At 51.4% G+C, this 14,198-nt stretch carries 13 protein-coding genes; 3 read left to right on the forward strand and 10 right to left on the reverse strand.

The features are described from left to right. Positions 1-5: 5 nt before the first annotated feature. The 5 genes from AAB391_02725 to recJ form a co-directional block, all read right to left on the reverse strand. Positions 6-740 carry a hypothetical protein gene (locus AAB391_02725; protein ID MEK7645207.1) on the reverse strand — a complete coding sequence of 245 codons (735 nt, stop codon included), beginning with the start codon at positions 738-740 and terminating at the stop codon, positions 6-8. A gap of 38 nt (positions 741-778) precedes the next feature. Next, positions 779-1,726 carry an MBL fold metallo-hydrolase gene (locus AAB391_02730; GenBank protein ID MEK7645208.1) on the reverse strand — a complete coding sequence of 316 codons (948 nt, stop codon included), beginning with the start codon at positions 1,724-1,726 and terminating at the stop codon, positions 779-781. Further along, positions 1,710-3,158, reverse strand: coding sequence for a ComEC/Rec2 family competence protein (locus AAB391_02735; GenBank protein ID MEK7645209.1), 1,449 nt, complete (start codon positions 3,156-3,158; stop codon positions 1,710-1,712). Before AAB391_02735 ends, AAB391_02730 begins: the two co-directional genes overlap by 17 nt. Positions 3,159-3,303: 145 nt before the next feature. Beyond that, positions 3,304-4,053: an RNase H family protein gene (locus tag AAB391_02740; protein ID MEK7645210.1), complete on the reverse strand. Its 750-nt coding sequence runs from the start codon at positions 4,051-4,053 to the stop codon at positions 3,304-3,306. A gap of 17 nt (positions 4,054-4,070) precedes the next feature. After that, positions 4,071-5,891: a single-stranded-DNA-specific exonuclease RecJ gene (gene recJ, locus AAB391_02745; GenBank protein MEK7645211.1), complete on the reverse strand. Its 1,821-nt coding sequence runs from the start codon at positions 5,889-5,891 to the stop codon at positions 4,071-4,073. Between the two features lie 72 nt (positions 5,892-5,963). On the opposite strand from recJ, the gene AAB391_02750 reads away from it, so the two are divergent. Further along, entirely contained in the window at positions 5,964-6,332 is a 369-nt protein-coding gene (locus AAB391_02750) for an HIT domain-containing protein (GenBank protein ID MEK7645212.1), read from the forward strand. Positions 6,333-6,388: 56 nt separating this feature from the next. On the opposite strand, the gene AAB391_02755 is transcribed toward AAB391_02750, so the two are convergent. The 5 genes from AAB391_02755 to AAB391_02775 all read right to left on the reverse strand — a co-directional run bounded on the left by AAB391_02755 (position 6,389) and on the right by AAB391_02775 (position 12,599). Next, on the reverse strand, positions 6,389-7,060 hold the full coding sequence (locus tag AAB391_02755) for a hypothetical protein (GenBank protein MEK7645213.1): 672 nt from the start codon (positions 7,058-7,060) through the stop codon (positions 6,389-6,391). 466 nt (positions 7,061-7,526) lie between these two features. Then, positions 7,527-8,681, reverse strand: coding sequence for a phosphoglycerate kinase (pgk, locus tag AAB391_02760; GenBank protein MEK7645214.1), 1,155 nt, complete (start codon positions 8,679-8,681; stop codon positions 7,527-7,529). Beyond that, positions 8,668-9,441, reverse strand: a complete 774-nt coding sequence (gene tpiA / locus AAB391_02765; GenBank protein MEK7645215.1) for a triose-phosphate isomerase — start codon at positions 9,439-9,441, stop codon at positions 8,668-8,670. Before tpiA ends, pgk begins: the two co-directional genes overlap by 14 nt. A 155-nt stretch (positions 9,442-9,596) precedes the next feature. Next, positions 9,597-10,814, reverse strand: coding sequence for a type II secretion system F family protein (locus tag AAB391_02770; GenBank protein MEK7645216.1), 1,218 nt, complete (start codon positions 10,812-10,814; stop codon positions 9,597-9,599). Positions 10,815-10,844: 30 nt separating this feature from the next. Next, entirely contained in the window at positions 10,845-12,599 is a 1,755-nt protein-coding gene (locus tag AAB391_02775) for an ATPase, T2SS/T4P/T4SS family (GenBank protein MEK7645217.1), read from the reverse strand. An 80-nt stretch (positions 12,600-12,679) separates the two neighbouring features. Here AAB391_02775 and AAB391_02780 point away from each other — a divergent pair, with 80 nt between their 5' ends. Continuing rightward, positions 12,680-12,856, forward strand: a complete 177-nt coding sequence (locus AAB391_02780; protein MEK7645218.1) for a hypothetical protein — start codon at positions 12,680-12,682, stop codon at positions 12,854-12,856. Positions 12,857-13,019: 163 nt separating this feature from the next. After that, a complete protein-coding gene (nusA, locus tag AAB391_02785) occupies positions 13,020-14,192 on the forward strand; it encodes a transcription termination factor NusA (protein MEK7645219.1) in 1,173 nt (390 codons plus the stop codon). The last annotated feature ends 6 nt before the right edge of the window (positions 14,193-14,198 follow it).

Here is a 14,198-nt window from a genome sequence, read left to right on the forward strand (position 1 = left end):
AAGATTTACTTTTCTTCTGCATGGGCAGAAAGAATTTGTAGATGTCTTTTAGTGGCTTCAACTATTTTCTCGTAAATACACTGAACATCGCCGAAGTCTTTGTAAGACTGTTGCTTGATAGGGTCAGCGAAGGCTACAAAATAATTGTAGTATCTATTACCCTTCCCACTGTTTTTTATTTTCTCAGAAAGTTTGGCCATCTTCTGTACATCAAAAGGTTCACCTGGGAATTCTCTGCGGTACCGGTAAGCAAACTGTCTTCCATGGGCCTCGATCTCACCTGGATTCCCCAAGTACTCAATTGTCTCTGGAATATCGACGGGCTCCAGTCCAGAACCAGGATTATAGATATGTTCCGCCTCATGATAAACAGCCTCAATCACACCAAGAAGCACACCTTCCGATTCTTCAAGTGTGGTGGCCCGACGAAGATTACCAACAGCAATAGTCATCAGGCGTGCAGCGCTATCATATTCATTGCTCTCACCCTCAAAGCGAACGGAAAAAACTTCATCGAGATGCGATACGGTGAAACGAGGTTTCCGTTGCCATGCAGCACCGTCATTTTCTGGCCAAACATTCTGTAGGCATTGGACAATATCGATATCATTACCACTCTGCACAGCTTCCCACCTGAGGCGAACAGCCTGAATTAATTTATCTTCTATGAAACGAGAGACTCGGAACTTTATCCTTTCCTGTCTTTCCTGAGGAGTTTCGTGTTCAGAGATTTCTTCCATGTATAAGAGTATACCCCTATATTCATAACCATGTAAAACTAGTGCGGAAACGTGGGCTCCGAAAAGGCGCGGCCGTCCGAGGTGAAGACGATCGTGCCTTTTTCGTAGGTGATGAGCGTGGTTACGTCGAATTTTTTGAGTGTATTCAGCGTTTCTTCATGCGGATGACCGTATTTGTTTTTGAAACCGGCAGAAATCACAGCCCACTTTGGCCGCAACATTGAGACCAGAGCCTCACCAGTGGAAGTGCGGGAGCCATGATGGCCAACCTTCAGGATGTCGGTGGGTTCGACGCGACCAAGCAGTGACTCGGTCTTCTTCGTCGAATCTCCCGTGAGCAACACGGAGGTGCTCGCGAACACCACTCGAGCAATAATGGAACCGTCGTTCGTTTTCCAATCAGATACGTCGCGATCCGGAAACAGAATATCGATTTCTGCTCCGGCGCCAATCGGGAAACGCATTCCCTTTCGGGCGATGACCGTCCGCGTGCCATGTTCTTTTTGTGATTTTGCTATTTCTTCTTTCAGCGTGCGGTATGTTGCCGAGACAGACGAGGTGCCGGGCTCGAGCACTAGACCAACTTTCATGGTTTGTAGCAGCGGAATGAAGCCGCCGATGTGGTCTTTGTCTGGGTTTGTGATCACGATCATATCGATAGAGTGTTGCCAAAATGGCAGGACTTCGCCCAGGCGCACGAGGAGTGTGCGATCGGGGCCGCCATCAAACAACACTGTGGTTCCGTTCGGTCCACGCACTAAGATAGCGTCGCCTTGGCCGATATCCAGAAAAGCAATCATCAGCGTGTCCTCAACGTCACCACCAAACTCCCCACCGTTTGCAAGATTCGGTGCATTCAGTGCTGTTGACGGTACGGCTCGAAACACGAACGACAGCGCAAAGAAAGCAACAGCAAAAACAGTGGCGACACCGAGCGCGCCTGTCGCCCACTTTTTCCAATTGATTATGTTATGCTTCTCTTCCATATTTCCACCACAATAATCCGCCGGTGATACCGTACCATCCTACCATCAGCCAAGCCGGAAAGTATGGAATGGCCACCGTGGCAAAAGACAGTTCCGCGAAGAATCGAACAATCAGAAAAATATATGCGAGCAGTGCATGGGCGATAGCCGCCGGGATGACAGCGATGCCGAGCGGCAAGATAGTCGCCACGAATCCAGATAGCATCGCAAATGGAATTGTCGGCAAAATGGCGAGGTTGGTGAAGATCGAGACCAACGAAATATCACCCATGCTGTACAACAAGTACGGTAGCACGAAGAGCTGCGTTGAGAGTGTCGCGACAAGTATTGTACGTAACGTCTCATGACACCACATAAGTCGGCGTTCGATCATTGGAGAGAGATAGATCAGGCCAGCCGTCGCAAGAAACGAGAGTTGGAAAGATGGATCGAAGATGAGCACACCCGGCTGAAACAGTACCATCAGAAAAGCGGCAAGAAAGAGTGCGCGAGGTACGTCATAGGTTCGATAGAATAACGCGGCGAGGAGCGCGATGACGGCCATGATTGCCGAACGCACGACGGTGGCTGCCGCGCCGGTCATGATCGAAAACAGAGCAATGAACACGATTCCGGAAACGATACTGATCCGTCGCGGCAAGCCAGACAAGAGATACATTACGGCCACGCCAATGATCGTGATATTGAACCCAGACAATACGACAATATGAATCACGCCCGCCTTCCGAAAGGCGTCTTCAAGTGGCTTTCCAAGTGAACTTTTTTCGCCAAGCAAAAGGCCCGCCAGCAACGCACTTTCCGGCACCGCAAAACGCTCGCCAATCCGCCGCAGAAACAGCTCGCGAAAGGTGAAGAGCTTGTCCTTTAGCCAGCCACCGCTACCGTGTCCGACGATCGTAGATCGAACGTTCTTTAATTGGTAATAGACATTGTCGAGAGCGAGGTAGCTTGGGTAGTCGAACATCCGACCATTGTCGGAAAGGAACGCTTCTGGCTTCACGAGAACTCCAGAAATACGGAGACGGTCACCGTATCGCACCGGCGGATACAACGGAACCGACACACTGATATTCGACCGTCCCCCATCCGGATGAAACAGGGTACGCCAAACCTGCCCGCGTTCTTGTGGCGGCTGTATTACCGTGCCGACAAACTGCACTGAACGGCCTAGGTATTGGTCTAATTCTGTTTTTGGTGCGCGGAGATCCGCGACGTCACAGCGGATCACTCCAAGCGACCCCCCGACCAATACCATCGCGACCCAAAGCATGCGGGCACTGGTTGGGGTCGTTGGATGGTTTCGAATAACCAGAATCACGCAGCCAAAAACAAACAGACCAAGTAGTCCAAGCCACCATGGAGTGAAGACCAATGAGCGAACCGCCACCCCTAGGAAAAAACCGAAGAGGCAACTGCGTAGCTTCAACTCCATCCAAAAAGTATACCGAAACAGTAATAGAGAAACTGCTAAGAAAGGGTAAAGAAACCACTCTTTTTTGATAAAGAAATTATGAAGAAAAGATAAAATTAGAATAAAGAAATTCTAAAGAAAAAATGAAGACGAAAAAGGCACCGTTTTACGCAGAAAATTCGCCAGAAATAATCGACTCTTCGGCTGCGGACAATGCCTTCCTGAACCGTGCACCGCGCTGTCCTTTAACGCGCGCTTCGCACTCTTTCCATGTCTTATGTACTTGCACCACACCCTTCACCGCACTTACATATGAATATGCCACGGCCTTACTGCGCGACCGATCGGCACCCTTGTCCTTTTTCTTTTCCAAGCTGTGAGAGATATCAAGGACATCAGAAATAAAATATGCAGAAAATTTGCCGTCAAACAACGGCGGACGCAACACACCTCCAGTCGCCAAAGCTGTTGCGATCACATCGCAGCGCTCGTTCCCCTTCACACCGATATGTCCACCAACATACTGCCATCGAACCTGCATTCCATCTGCATTCAAATGTGTAATCACCATGTCTAAACCCTCCCACAATTCGCGATTTTCTACGGGAGTTTTAGTGGAAGTGATCCAGCCCTTCTTCTTCCAGCCAGCAACCCATTTAGTAATCCCGTTGATCATATAGCTCGAATCAGAGTGAACGAGAATGTCACCGGAAATCTTTTGTGCCGACACATATTCCAACGCTCGCAAGGCCGCAAGCAGCTCCATTTGATTGTTCGTCGCTGTTCGTTCGGCACCGCCACCCTCTTTTACGCGCCGCTCTCCTGAACCTTGCATTTCATACACAGCCACAAAAGCCCAGCCTCCTGGACCAGGATTGCCTCGCGATGCTCCGTCGGTAAAAATAGTGGTGCTCATCAAAAGATTATACTGCTTCAAAATATATCCACAATCCTCAATCTCAATTCGGGAAAGTTGCGAAAGGTGGACTTTTCCAGTGTTGCCACCAGATGCACTTTTTCTCCGACGGCCAACTTTCGCCCTGCCCCAAGCTGGGCCTGCCAATCTTCGGGCGTGCTGAAAAAACCGATAGCGGAAACCTTGCTGCCATTCGTCTTGCCGAAGCCGAGTTCGATGTGATTTCGCTCTTTACCAAACGCTTTCACCTCACGCAGCAATGCATGCTCAAACAAAAACAAAGGTTTAGGATTTCCCGTGCCAAATGGCGCCAGCTTTTCGAGCATGCCGTACGTCTGCCAGTTGACATCATCAAGGGTGATCGAGGCATCGACAAAAAGACCTTCCCCTGCCTCGCCCCCACTATCACCACCCGCAGATTCCGTCGCAGCCGAATCCGAGGCCACCTCATACGCGGCCATCAGATCCGCCTCGAGCTTGTGCACTTCTTCATTCGTCACGGCAAAACCGCCGGCCAGCGTGTGGCCACCGTATGCCGACAGAGTCGCACCGGGCACCTTGCACATCAAAGCCTGCAAGCTCATCCCATTGGAACGGCACGAACCCTTCAGAACATCCTCACCGTCGCGTCCCCAGAGAAAAACAGGGCAAGAATAGGCCTCCATGAGGGTATTGGCCGCCAAACCAAGCAGTGCGGGCTTCCATTTTGGATTGCCGAGGACGATGAGTTTGGGTTTTTCTGTCTGGTTCGCCCACCGCGCCTCAAGCGCATGCTTCATTTCCTTCACCATGGCGGCCACAATACCCTTGCGCTCGTCATTTATGCGATTCAAATGGTCACTGAGCTGGTCGGCCTCAGTCTCATCGGTCGTAGAGAGCAAGCGAAAGGCGTCGTGCGGCACCCCCATGCGCGAAGCGGCGTTGATACGAGGCGAAATCGTGAAGCCGATGTCATCTTCGGTGAGATTACGCTGGTCCGTCTTGATCTTCCGCAGGAGCTTCATGAGGCCCACTCGAGGCGATTTGCGCAATACCTTGAGGCCATAGTAGGCAAATACGCGGTTTTCGCCGGTGAGGGGTACCATGTCGGACAATGTTGCCATCCCCACCATGTCGAGCAGCCATTTTTCCCATCCATCCTTTATTTCCGGCTTTTTTGACACCAGTGCCTGCACCAGCTTGAAAATCACCCCTGAACCACAGAGCATCTTCTCCGGATACGCACAATCGGCTTGTTTTGGGTTCAAAATAGCAAAAGCAGGCGGCAATACCGGCACTTCCTGGCCCTTTTTGTTCTTTTCCGTAATCGGCAGGTGGTGATCCGTGACGATCATATCCATTCCAAGCTCCTGACCACGCTTCACCTCGGCAATATCGGCAATGCCGCAATCGATCGTGATCACCAATTTTGCTCCATCCTTCGCAAAACCCTCGACCGCCTCCATGTTGAGACCAAAACCTTCGTCGTGACGATGTGGAATGTAGTTTGAAAAGTTTGCATAACCGATCTTCTTGAAGAAATCGTGCAATACGACACCGCCAGGGATACCATCGGCATCATAATCACTAAAAATGACGATCTTTTCGCCTTTTTCCACCGCCCCGAGCACTCGCTTCACCGCCTTTGCCATGTCTTTCAGCAAAAATGGATCGTGAGTATGCGTTTCGTAGCTGGGATTGAGAAAGGCTTCGGCCGATACCACGTCCGTAATGCCTCGATGGAACATCAAATGTTGTAGAAAGTCGGGATATGCCGCGAGCGCCTTTTTCGCCTCCGCGGGCACGGCCGATCGGAGAGCGTATTTCGCCTTTGTGGCGGAAGCGGTCCTGGCAGTCATAGCGGAAAGTATATCACGCACATTTAGCACTCAACGCCGCACACCAAGAATAAAAATGGTATACTTTTTCGCATGAGTGCTTGTATTTTCTGCAAAATCGTCGCCAAAGAAGTGCCTGCGGAGATAGTGTATGAAGACGCTGATTTTCTCGCCTTTCTGGACATCCGCCCACTCTCGCCTGGCCATGCCCTAGTGATCCCGAAGCAGCACTATCGCTGGGTCTGGGACGTGCCGAATGCCGGGGCATATTTTGAAGTGGCGAAAAAGGTGGCGAACGCGCAGAAAAAAGCCTTCGAGGTGGAGATGGTACTCTCAAAGATTGTTGGCGAAGAGGTTCCACATGCCCACATCTGGATATACCCCGATAACGCAGCTAGTGCAAAATTTAAAAAGAGTGACATTGTCGGAAATGCAGCGAAGTTGCGTTCGCAGATTTTATAAAGAAAACCGCACACGTCGAGCGTGGCGGCTTGTGATCCTGGAGAGGAGGGGCTCGATTACTTGGCTTGGCGAGCGTTGTGTTTGAACTTCCCCGTCCGTTCAACCCCAATGGTGAGGAGTAGGAAATGTCTGGCGAGATTCGCAAACGCCCATTTCCACGGACCCCTCTGCATGTCGACAGGGTGGTCTGGCTGGTATTCGAAATGATGCGGGATACAGCAGATGAAGACTGTCGCCTCCGGGAAGTAGTGTTCCCAAATAAGCCGGGCGCTGCGTGAATGCATCTCGCCGGTCACTACCAGAATCGAGTAGGGTGAACCCTTTCTGATCCCTGCGACACTAGCGCGAGAATCGAGAGCCGCTCTGATCTGCTGCGCTTCCTGAACCGTGTTGTCCATGGAACCAGCAGAGAAGTATTTGCAGCCATCAGAGATCTGGGCAACACGCAAAACGAGTTCGACCTCTTCGGCTCCGGGGAATGGGTAGCGGCAGGGACTGAAAGCCAGCCACGCTTGTGGAAACCGCTTGAGGTATTCAAGACCAACCCTCAGTGTCTCTTGTGTGGCATCCGTGAGACGATCACGACGTGTGACATATGAGGTCGAAATAACGAGTCGCAAATCTGGACTTCCCAAGTGGTCACCTGGGAGGCTTTCGACCTTCCAAAGGTCGACCAGTAGATTGAGGAAACGCTGCAAGAAACCGAGCGACGGAACGTGGGGCTTCATAGTTGACTCCTAGGGGTATTCGGGTTGAGACTGAATGGAAAAGTTCGTATTTAGGCCTTTCGTATTATATAACAAGTGGTGCCTATATGTCAAATATCTGCTGGTAAAAAAAGACCCTCCAGATTGCTCTGTGGGCTTGCAAGACTGACCGATGTTCCTGAAGAGTCCCTTACAGGTGACATGGGCCGTCAGAAGTGAAATTAGCCGACACCACAGGGGCGTCGCTAGAAAAAGGGCTTTTGTTTCATGGAGCGGGAGGGGCTACTTCGCCGGCGGGCCGATGGTTTGATTGCGGAGGCGGAGCTGCTGAACTTTCATCGTTTTGGTCCTTCCACTTGTTGTCGAAGAGTTGCCACTGCCTTGAATGTTAGCACTTCACACGCGTACGACGGGATGAATCCCGCTCGCGTGGACCAACACCAGGTGCATACTCTTCCCGCTTCTGAATATATACCCGCCCTCGATTTTACGCAAGTGCCTCAATCCCCACCAGCGTACCGTTCGCCAAAAAGTCGAGCATCGCACCGCCGCCAGTAGAGACGAAAATATGTTCGTTATTCAAACATGCATCAAGCAGACCTGCCTTCGAGAGCACGGCGATGGTATCTCCTCCGCCGAGCACCGCCTTGGTCGGGCTAGCGAGGAGCGCTTTCGCCAAATCGATCGTCGACTGCTCAAAACCTTTTTCATAATCGCCGAGCGGCCCATTCCACAACACAAACTTTGCTGTCTGTAACGTGCGGCTCAAATAATCGACAGTTTCGGGGCCGCAATCGAGGATCCGATCAGTCGCGGACACTTCGGTCGGGAGTTTTGGGTACGAATCAGGCGTATTCACTAATACATCGATCGGTGTAGCGCAGCGCGGATGCGCAGCGAGGGCTGAGAGGTCGATACTGCCCTTCGCCCGAAGCGACTTTCCCACTTCGAGGCCACGCTGAGCAAACATATCATTGGCTAAGGCCCCACCAACAAATACAAGGTCAGCTTTAGTGAGAAACTTCTGCACGAGCGGAAGCTTCGTCTCGAACTTCGCACCGCCAAGGATGAAAATGAAAGGGTGGAGCGGCTGGAAGGCTTGAGAAAGATGCTTCACTTCGCTATCAAACAACGGCCCGGCAAAATGCGGAAGGAGTTTTGGCAGGCCGACGATGGAAGCATGCGGTCGATGCGACACAGAAAACGCTTCGTTCACGTATACATCACCCAATTGCGCCACTTTTTTTGCAAAATCCGGAGAATTTTCCTTCTCACCGGCGTCGAGCGAGCGTAGGTTCTCTAAGATTGCCACATCACCGTCCCTCATCTGTGCAACATGTACGGAAAGAGTGTCGAAAGATTCGACAAAAGTCACCGGCGTCTTCGCATTCACATATTCCGCCACGGCGCGGAGCGACTGCGTCTCCACACTTTCGATATGCGCGAGCACGATGGTCTTTGCGCCAGCCTTTTTGAGCCACTCAATAGTCGGCAACAGCTTCTCGATGCGAAAATCATCTCGCACCTCCAACCGCCCCGCCTCCCCCTTCACGATCGGCACATTGAGATCGACGCGCAACAGAACTCGCTTCCCCGCAAGCGGACCGGCTTGGTCGAGTGTTTTGTAGCTATTTGAGCTCATTGGCAATCTTGGCAATAGCAATAAAGTCCGCAGGAACAAGACTTTCTCGGCCGATAAGCAGACCATCGACCTCTCCATCCTTTAAAATAGCCTGCGCATTCGATACATTCACCGAACCGCCATACAAAATCGGCATTTTGGAAACCAATTCTGGAGTGTAGAGATCGGAAAGTACTTTTCGGATATAGATACTGGTTTCATGAATCTGTCCTGGAGACATTGCGGCGCTAGCGCCAATCTCCCACACCGGCTCGTAGGCAATAACCAGCTTTTTCAGCTCTGCTGCCGAAACAGTGGCCAAAGAACGTGCGAGCTGATCTTTCAGGAAGGCGAGATACTTTCCATGTGCGTCTCGTTCTGCTTCACCAACACACACAATCGCCACGAGGCCATTGCGAATCGCTAAAAGTGCTTTTTTGGCGACAATTTCGTCGGTTTCCCCTATTTTTCTGCGTTCGGAGTGGCCAACGACAGCATATTCAGCGCCACAAGAGGCTGCCTGCACTGCTGATATATCGCCAGTATGCGAACCGGCTTCCTCACTAGAGATATTCTGCACACCGATCGCGATATTCGTCCGGCCAATGATTGTCTTAACCTCTGGCACATACAAAAAAGGAGGACAAACAACCATTTTCGTCTTCGAAAGGCCCCTCGCTCCCTTCTTTATCTTCTTCGCAATATCTTTCGCCTCCGCCAACGTATCCGGATGCATCTTCCAGTTTCCAACAATCAGTGGCATCATTCGCTTCTTTTTCATCCCGACAGTATATCATTTCACCGCGTGCGTTGTTAGATAGTGTGTAGGACTAGGCGGGGGAAAGAAAAAGGGACTACGGAGCGCGACGGCGCGAGTCGGAGCAAAAAGCCACCAGGCTTTTATGCGTACCCTTTTTCTTTCCCCCGCCTCGTCCTCTATATATTATCCAACAAAGAGTATGTTGGACTAATCATCGAAACCGCAAAAAACCCCACCGCACAACCAATCATCACCATGAGCAGTGGCTCAATAATCGTCGACATATCCTTGGTCTTCTGTTCCACCTCGCCTTCGTAGAAAGTGGCAATACCGAGCATCATTTCGGCCAATTGACCCGTCTCTTCCCCCACGCTGGTCATTTCCCCCACAAAAGCGGGATACAAATGTTCATTTTCGATAAACACACTGGAGATCGGATCCCCTTTCTGCACATTCAAACGCGCCTTCTCGAGCACTTCTTTGTAAAATCCATTCTGCACCACATCACGAGTGATCTCCATCGCTGCCAAAAAAGAAACACCAGCAGACAGCAGCGAGGAAAGTGTTCGAGCGGTGCGCGCCGAGTTGGCCTCTTTCACCAACACACCAATGATCGGCAATTTCAACATGGTTCGCTCGATCATCTTCTTTCCAACAACACTGCGCTTGAACAAAATCAGTCCGGACACCACAGCGACGATCGCAGCGACAAATGCGAACGTATGATATCGCAAAAAGTCACTGGTTGAGACGATGAGTTGCGTACTCCACGGCAATTCCACATTCAGCTCCTTAAACGTATTAGTCAGCGTCGGCACCACGTAGATAAACATCAGCACACCGATCACCGCGATGAGACAGATTACGATCGCCGGATAGATAAGAGCACCGCGCAAGCGCTTTTGCAGCAAATAGCTCTTCTCCATTTGGCCGCTGAGGGTCTTCAACGAGCCCGCGAGATTGCCGGATTCTTCGCCGGAACGTACCATGGCGATAAAGAGTGGCGAAAACGCCTTTGGGAATGCGGCCATCGCCTCATTGAGTGTTTTTCCAGCTCGAATTTCGTTGTTGATCGTCGAAACAGTCTTTTTAAACTTGTCATTTCTCGACTGACGATCGATCACCGACAAAATACGTGAGAGAGTGAGTCCGGCTTCGAGCATCGAGCCCATATTGCGAGCAAACATGATCTTCTCACGCATGCTGATGCGGCCAAAGAGCTGTCGCACCTTCTCGTCGATCACCGAGTGCTTCTCCAAGGTCTCCTCGGCGCTCACCAACATGAGTCCGCGGTCCTTCAGATTGCGGGAGACGACAAAACGGTCCGGCGCGTCATTGGTACCGGTGGTAGTGACTCCATTCACATCGATCGCTTTGTATGAAAAAAGTGGCATGGTGTTTTTTACAGCAAAACCTATCTGCGACTACTCCGAAATCACTCGCAAGACCTCTTCGATCGTCGTCATTCCCTCCACCGCTTTGAAAATACCGTCTTCAAGCATGGTCATCATGCCCTCTTTGCGCGCTTGAGCTTCGATCTCGGACGCGCTCTTCTCCTGCATCACCAATTCGCGGATGGTGTTCGTCACTTTGAGCACCTCATGGATGCCAAGACGACCATGGAAACCGTCTTCCGATTCCTTCGAGGCCTTTGGCTTGTAGAAAGGGATCTTTTCCCACGTCGCGGCTTTGTCGATAATCTTTTCCTCCTTCAGCAACGCCAACACATGATCAAGGTCCACCTTTTTGCCGAGCGAATCGAGCTGGGCCTTGGTCAAAAAGTATTTTTCCTTCGCCTCGGTGAGTTTGCGGATGAGGCGTTGGCCAATGATGACATTCACGGTCGACACCACGAGGAATGGCTCGACCTTCATATCGAGCAATCGTGGAATGGCGCCAGAAGCGCTATTGGTGTGCAGCGTAGAGAGCACCAAGTGTCCAGTGAGCGAAGCGTTGATCGCCAAAGAAGCCGTTTCGTTGTCGCGAATTTCACCAACCATGATGATATCCGGATCTTGTCGCACCAAGGTACGCAGCCCGCTCGAAAAAGTGAAGCCGATCTCCGGTCGCACCTGGGTCTGGTTGATGCGCTTCATCTGATATTCGATCGGATCCTCAATCGTCGAAATATTCACGTCGGCAGTGTTCACAATGTCGAGCATGGTATAGAGTGTCGTCGTCTTTCCGGAACCAGTCGGACCAGAAGTGAGGATCATGCCTGTTGTCTGCTTGAGCGCCTGGTGCACAAACTCCAAGCCGCGACCATGGAAGCCCATTCCCTCGAGGGTAAAGCCGGAAACGCTCTCTCGGAGGAGTCGCATTACGGTCTTTTCGCCGTAGTAGGTTGGGAGCATGGACACACGGAAAGACACCCGCTCGTTATTGATATCCACCTTGAAACGGCCGTCCTGTGGCAGACGCTTCTCGTCGAGCTTTAGATTGGCAAGCACTTTGAGACGCGCCGTCACACTGCTAATGGCATTTTTCGGCAGCACCATGGCGTCGTGGAGCATGCCGTCGATGCGATAGCGCACGAGCATCTGCTCTTCCATCGGCTCAATGTGAATATCGGATGCATTCTGCAAGATCGCGTGCTTCAAAAGGGTCTCGACGATACGCACCACTGGCAATTCCTCCGCCATCTTTTTCAAATCCCCTTCCGAAGCCGCGTCGCCACCCACTTGGTCGGCCAACGTCTTCAAACTTGCGGTGTCTTTTTGGATAATATCGCCGAATTCGGCCTTCAAGCTCTTTTGGTACTGCAACACGCCCGACTTTATCGAGTCCGCATCCGTGAGACGCGCCAAAATCTTCAATTTCGTCTTCTTTTTGATGAAATCGATCGCCCCGAGGTCGTCGATATCGGTCATCGCCACCTCGAGCGAGTCCTCGCTCTTCTTGAAGGCGATCACATTGTGATTGCGAGCGATCGGCTCCGGAATCATCGACAGCACTTCGAAGTCAATCTTCTGGCCTTTTAGGTCGACGAAAGGAATACCGAGCACATATGCCTGCATTCGGCGCAAATCGTCTTCAGAAAGCTTGCCCGCGGTCACCAAAAGCTGGCCGACGCTGACGCCTTTCTCAGCGCCCTCGGTCTCCGCAACCTCAAAATCCTTTTTAGACACCAATCCGGAGTCGAGAATAAGCTCCTTGAGCTGTTTCGGTTCGATGAACATTGCTGTGTATTATATCATCGACGGGCGTGGTGCATATCCACACGAAATCAGATAAAATCGACTTAGTATATACTTTGCATATGTTAAAAAACATTCAATCTAAGGTTGGGGAGGGATTGCAGTTCAGCAAGAAAGAAATTGGTGAACTTCTACGCACCATCCGTCAGGTGAAAAAAGGAGAAGGTGTCGCCGGCCCATTTAAAAATTCGAAGATGGTCTTAGACTACCTGCACAATGAGGGTTCTCATCGGCAATAGCTTCAAGAAATCGTGTGATTGACCAGCACATTGACCTCCCTCCCCATTTCCGCTATAGTATAGGGGTCTAAGTTCGCCTCCCGGCGGGCTTTATTTTTTAACAGCGCGGCAGCGCCGACAAGACACGGCCTTTCCGCACCATTATTCGCCCAACAACAAAGATATGTTCGACTTAAAAGTAATCAACTCGGTCCTCGCCCAGCTCGAAGAAGAGCGCGGCATTCCGAAGGAAAAGATCATCGAGGCCATCGAAATGGCCCTCGCGACTGCGTACAAAAAAGAGTACGGCAAGAAAGGCCAGATCGTCCGAGCGAAATTCGACCTCAACACCGGCAAAACTGAGTTCTCTCAGGTGAAGGTGGTGGTGGACGATACACGTGTGATTATCGAAGATCCTGCGACGACCGAGAATGCCGCAGACATTGACGAGACCACCGACGGCGTAGTGGATGAGCGTGCCCGATTCAACCCGGAGCACCACATCATGATCGAAGACGCGCAGAAGATGCGCAAGGGTGTCGCCCTCGATGATGAAGTGGTCTTCCCTCTTGATGCAAAGGATGACTACGGCCGCATCGCTGCTCAAACAGCGAAGCAGGTGATCATCCAGAAGATCCGCGAGGCAGAAAAAGAGTCTGTGCTCCGAGAATACGGCAAGCGCCAGGGAGAAGTGATCTCCGGCACCGTGCAGCGTATTGAACGAGGCAATATCTTTGTTGATTTGGGACGAACAGTGGCGATCTTGCCATACGAAGAGCAGATTCCGGGAGAGCGATACAAGCAGGGAGAGCGCGTGCGAGGCTATCTCGCCTCGGTAGAGGACGGCGCAAAGGGTGTCTTTTTGCGAATGTCTCGAGCGCATCCAAAATTCCTCGAGAAGTTGTTTGCGGTGGAAGCGCCTGAAATTGCTTCCGGCACTGTAGAAATCAAGGCGATTGCCCGTGAAGCGGGTTCTCGTTCGAAGGTTGCGGTCATGTCTCACGACAGTCACATCGACCCTATCGGTTCAATGGTGGGCCAGCGAGGTGTGCGAGTGAACACTGTCACCAGCGAGCTCGGCGGTGAGAAAATTGATATTATTGAATGGTCAGCAGAAGCGAAGAAGTTTATTGAGGATGCCCTCTCTCCTGCCAAGGTGGTGAGTGTCACTCTAGACGAGCGCGACACCAAGGCTGTCGTGAAGGTAGCGGAGGATCAGCAGTCATTAGCGATCGGCAAGGGCGGACAAAATGTCCGACTCGCTGCAAAGCTCACTGGCTGGAAGATCGACATTCAGTCAGACGGTCCGGCGAAGCCAGCGGAAGGTGAAGGCGCAGCAGTTGCGGAGGAGAAGTAATTATTA

Source organism: Patescibacteria group bacterium (assembly GCA_038065315.1).
GTDB lineage: Bacteria > Patescibacteriota > Minisyncoccia > Phycocordibacterales > JBBTRF01 > JBBTRF01.

Bases quoted from the DNA above. Each gene is read 5' to 3' on its own strand.
- AAB391_02725 (MEK7645207.1), bottom strand. From the start codon at position 740: ATGGAAGAAATCTCTGAACACGAAACTCCTCAGGAAAGACAGGAAAGG.
- AAB391_02730 (MEK7645208.1), bottom strand. From the start codon at position 1,726: ATGGAAGAGAAGCATAACATAATCAATTGGAAAAAGTGGGCGACAGGC.
- AAB391_02735 (MEK7645209.1), bottom strand. From the start codon at position 3,158: ATGGAGTTGAAGCTACGCAGTTGCCTCTTCGGTTTTTTCCTAGGGGTG.
- AAB391_02740 (MEK7645210.1), bottom strand. From the start codon at position 4,053: ATGAGCACCACTATTTTTACCGACGGAGCATCGCGAGGCAATCCTGGT.
- recJ (MEK7645211.1), bottom strand. From the start codon at position 5,891: ATGACTGCCAGGACCGCTTCCGCCACAAAGGCGAAATACGCTCTCCGA.
- AAB391_02750 (MEK7645212.1), top strand. From the start codon at position 5,964: ATGAGTGCTTGTATTTTCTGCAAAATCGTCGCCAAAGAAGTGCCTGCG.
- AAB391_02755 (MEK7645213.1), bottom strand. From the start codon at position 7,060: ATGAAGCCCCACGTTCCGTCGCTCGGTTTCTTGCAGCGTTTCCTCAAT.
- pgk (MEK7645214.1), bottom strand. From the start codon at position 8,681: ATGAGCTCAAATAGCTACAAAACACTCGACCAAGCCGGTCCGCTTGCG.
- tpiA (MEK7645215.1), bottom strand. From the start codon at position 9,441: ATGAAAAAGAAGCGAATGATGCCACTGATTGTTGGAAACTGGAAGATG.
- AAB391_02770 (MEK7645216.1), bottom strand. From the start codon at position 10,814: ATGCCACTTTTTTCATACAAAGCGATCGATGTGAATGGAGTCACTACC.
- AAB391_02775 (MEK7645217.1), bottom strand. From the start codon at position 12,599: ATGTTCATCGAACCGAAACAGCTCAAGGAGCTTATTCTCGACTCCGGA.
- AAB391_02780 (MEK7645218.1), top strand. From the start codon at position 12,680: ATGTTAAAAAACATTCAATCTAAGGTTGGGGAGGGATTGCAGTTCAGC.
- nusA (MEK7645219.1), top strand. From the start codon at position 13,020: ATGTTCGACTTAAAAGTAATCAACTCGGTCCTCGCCCAGCTCGAAGAA.